General features: G+C 59.0%; 1 protein-coding gene. It reads right to left on the reverse strand.

Annotated features, from left to right (window positions below; genetic code table 11):
- Positions 1-8: 8 nt before the first annotated feature.
- Complete coding sequence (locus EPL01_RS21275; RefSeq protein WP_135827285.1) at positions 9-986, reverse strand: IS1595 family transposase; 978 nt, start codon at positions 984-986, stop codon at positions 9-11.
- Positions 987-1050 lie beyond the last annotated feature (64 nt).

The following is a 1050-nucleotide window of genomic DNA, read 5'->3' on the forward strand; positions in this document are numbered from 1 at the left end:
TCTCGCTCTTATGTAGAATTGCGGAAAGCCCCGATAACGAGACAGTCAATGGTTGATGCGATGGATTCTCCAGATAGGTTGAGTGACCGAACGATGCCGAAGGTGTGAGCGGCCTGTTCCAAGCCGTGCTTGGACAGGCCGCGGAACTTCCGCAGCCACGGTTGCACAAGCGAAAAGAGACACTCAGCCTGGTTAATGTGGACGCCGTCAGACGATACGTATCTCTCTTTGTGTACGACTGTTCGGTGGTCTCGCTCCATCTCTCTATAGGCCTGGAGGCCGTCAGTCCAGACCTCTCCCAGTGGCTGGGAGAGGTCTTCAGCTTCCTGAATCACTGGTTCCAGATCACCGCTGAAGTCGATGCCGAGTTGGCCACGAATCACGCGAAGCGAGTCGCGGCACGCCGCGACGAGCGTCAGCTGATCACCGTGACGTCCTCGCCAGCGTGATCGGCCTGTCTGAGACGAACCGCCGCGAGAACGGCTGGGCCGCGGCGGCTCTTGGCCTTTGTAGCCCGAACAGACTCTGCCAGATTCGTCGACTTGTGTCGGTCCTTCGAGAGTCTGGTCGAGGAGATCCCAGACGACGGGGAAGCCGCGATGAATCGCGGCTTCCACCTCCCGAATCGCCGTGTGAACGGTTTTGTAGGCCCGACCGAGCAACGGCGCGATCTGGTTGATACTGAGCAACGTATCGGCGTAGAGTGTGAACGCGAGAAGCACCTCACCGCAGGAGAGGTGCTTCTCGTGAAACGGCGTTCCGTAGGTGTAGACCGGCTTGAAGTTGCAGTCTCGGCACCACACGCGGTCGAGATGTGGCCACGTTTGAACAGCGTTGTGCCCGCAGCGTGGACAGGACGTGTTCTCCCAGAAGTCCTTGAGTCGCCGCTCGATGCGGGCATCGAGCGGCTCCGTGTCGATCTCGACGACGCCCAGCTCGATCAGCTCTCGAAACATCGCGCCGAACGCTGGCTGAGCAGACGACATACTCCCAGATTATGGCTGGCTCAGTGTAACTACAGGGGCTTTCCGTAGTTCTACACAAGAGCGA

Source organism: Halorussus ruber (assembly GCF_004765785.1).
GTDB lineage: Archaea > Halobacteriota > Halobacteria > Halobacteriales > Haladaptataceae > Halorussus > Halorussus ruber.